At 74.3% G+C, this 2,428-nt stretch carries 2 protein-coding genes; both read left to right on the forward strand.

Annotated features, from left to right (window positions below; translation table 11 throughout):
* Positions 1 to 57: 57 nt before the first annotated feature.
* Positions 58 to 1,263, forward strand: a complete 1,206-nt coding sequence (locus FHN55_RS08495) for an osmoprotectant NAGGN system M42 family peptidase (RefSeq protein WP_218974472.1) — start codon at positions 58 to 60, stop codon at positions 1,261 to 1,263.
* A 254-nt stretch (positions 1,264 to 1,517) separates the two neighbouring features.
* The gene (locus tag FHN55_RS08500) at positions 1,518 to 2,405 is read left to right on the forward strand and encodes a hypothetical protein (protein WP_139711889.1); all 888 of its coding nucleotides are present in this window, start codon (positions 1,518 to 1,520) and stop codon (positions 2,403 to 2,405) included.
* The last annotated feature ends 23 nt before the right edge of the window (positions 2,406 to 2,428 follow it).

The raw sequence follows: 2,428 nt of genomic DNA on the forward strand, positions 1-2,428 counted from the left end.
CGGCGGGGGGACTGCTCGACGCGCCGCCGCCGCCCCGCCGCCCTAGCGTGATCGACCGTGACCGCTGCACCACCGCGCACCCCCGCCGACGGCGACCGCCCGCTCGACCTCCCGGTCGACGAGGAGTTCCTGCGCTCCACCATGGTCGACCTGCTGCTCACCCCGAGCCCCTCCGGGCGCACCGACGCGGTGATGCAGCTAGTGGGGGACCGCATCTCCGCGCTCGGGCTGCCGTTCGACCTGACCCGCCGCGGGCTGCTGCGGGCACGGCTGGGCGCCAGCAGCACGGTGCGCCGCGCCGTCGTCGTCCACGCCGACACGATCGGCTGCATGGTCAAGCGCCTCAAGGAGAACGGGCGGCTGGAGGTGGTGCCGGTCGGCACGCACAGCGCGCGCTTCTCCGAGGGGGCCCACGTCACGGTGATGACCGACGACCCCGACTGCGTCTACACCGGCACGGTGCTGCCGCTGCTGTCGGCGGGGCACGCCTTCGGCGACGACATCGACACCCAGGGCGTCGGCTGGCACCAGGTGGAGGTGCGGGTCGACGAGCCTGTCGCGGACCTCGCGGGCCTGGAGGCGCTGGGGATCCAGGTGGGCGACTTCGTGGCGCTCGACGCCGACCCGCGGATCACCCCCGGCGGCTTCGTCAAGAGCCGGCACCTGGACGACAAGGCCGGTCTCGCCGCGTGCCTGACCGCGCTCAAGGCGCTGGTCGACGGCGGCGTCACCCCGCGGGTGGGCGCGCAGCTGCTCGTGACGATCGGCGAGGAGGTCGGCTTCGGCGCCACGCACGGCCTCGACCGCGACGTCTCCGAGCTGGTCGCGGTGGACAACGCGGTGGTCGCGGCGGGCCAGGCGAGCTCGGAGCGCACCGCCAACGTCGGGATGATGGACATGACGGGGCCGTTCGACTACCACCTGTCGCGCCGTCTGCTGGCCCTGGGCGAGGAGCACGGGGTGCCGGTGCGCCGCGACGTCTACCGGCACTACCGCTCCGACGCGGCGCCGGCGCTGGAGGCGGGGATCGAGGCGCGCGCGGCGCTGCTCGGGGTCGGCGTCGACTCCGGCCACGGGCACGAGCGCACCCACCTCGACGGCCTGGTGGCCCTCACGCGCCTGCTGGTGCTGTACCTGCAGACCGACCTCGTCTTCGCCGAGTGGGACCGGCGACCCGCCGGCCCGCTGGAGGACTTCCCCTCCGACGCCGTGCAGCCCGCCCCGCGCGAGCCCGCCCGCGAGGACGCCACCGGCTCCGCCTGACCCCCGTCCCCATCTCGCACTTTCCGCGGAAAGTGCGCCAAGGACCCCCTTCCTTCTGGCACTTTCCGCGGAAAGTGCTCCAAGGGCCCCTTCCCGGTTCGCGCTTTCCGCGGAAAGTGCGGACCGGGAGGAGGGCGACGACGACGAGGGCGGGAGCACGTCATCAGCCCACAGGGCCTGTGCCCCTCCACGCCGTCCACAGGCGCGCCCGAGGGTGCACGCGCGCGGCGGCTGCCGCGGCCACCGTTCCGCCCATGCCGAAGAAGCGCCCGTGGCCGGACGAGCTCCCCGACGTGTTCCTCGCCTCCGACGCCCTGGACCAGGGCGTGCTCACTCCTGGCCAGCTGCGCGACCCACGGCTGCGGCGGCTGTTCCACGGCGTCTACGCGCCCAGGTGCCTCCCCGTGGACCACGCCCTGCGCTGTCGGGGCGCGGCCCTCGTCGTCCCGCCAGCGGCCCGGCTGACCGGGGCTTCGCTCGCCACCGTCGCGGGGGCGCCGCTGGCGGAGACCTGGGACGACGTCGAGTGGGTGGTGCCGCACGCCGACTGGCGCACGGGACGCCGCGGGACGGTGCTGCGCGCCGCGTCGCGCGGTCCACTGGGGAGCACGTCGTGGAGGAGCGTCCCCACGGCGTCACGGGAGCGGATGGGGTTCGACCTCGCGGCGAGGTGCGGCCTCGAGCTCGGGACCGCTCGGCTCGACGTCGTCGTCCGGGCACGTCTGCTGGACCTGGACGTCTTCAAGGCGTGGCTCCTGACTCGGCACGACGACGACGTCGTCCCCGTCCGCGCCGCCGCTGACCTCTGCGACCCGCGTGCCGAGTCGGTCCCCGAGTCGCGCTGCCGCGTGCGACTCACCCTTGCCGGCTTCGACGTGGCGCCTCAGTTCGACGTCTTCTTCGAGGGCCGGTTCGTCGGTCGGGTGGACCTGGCTCTGGTCGAGTGGAAGATCGCCGTCGAGTACGAGGGCAAGTGGCGCACCCTCGTCGAGGGCCAGCTCACGAGCGACCGGCTCCGCCTCGAGGGCCTGCACCGCGCGGGGTGGAAGGTCGTGCACATCACCGCCGAGCGGATGAAGGGGCGCGGTGAGGTCGAGGACGCCGTGCGCCGTGCCGTGGCCGAGCGCATCGCCGGCATCTGACGCGCCCCCTCCTTCCTGCACTT

The organism is Streptomyces sp. NP160, from assembly GCF_006335115.1.
Lineage (GTDB): Bacteria > Actinomycetota > Actinomycetes > Actinomycetales > Quadrisphaeraceae > Quadrisphaera.

Bases quoted from the DNA above. Each gene is read 5' to 3' on its own strand.
- FHN55_RS08500 (WP_139711889.1), top strand. From the start codon at position 1,518: ATGCCGAAGAAGCGCCCGTGGCCGGACGAGCTCCCCGACGTGTTCCTC.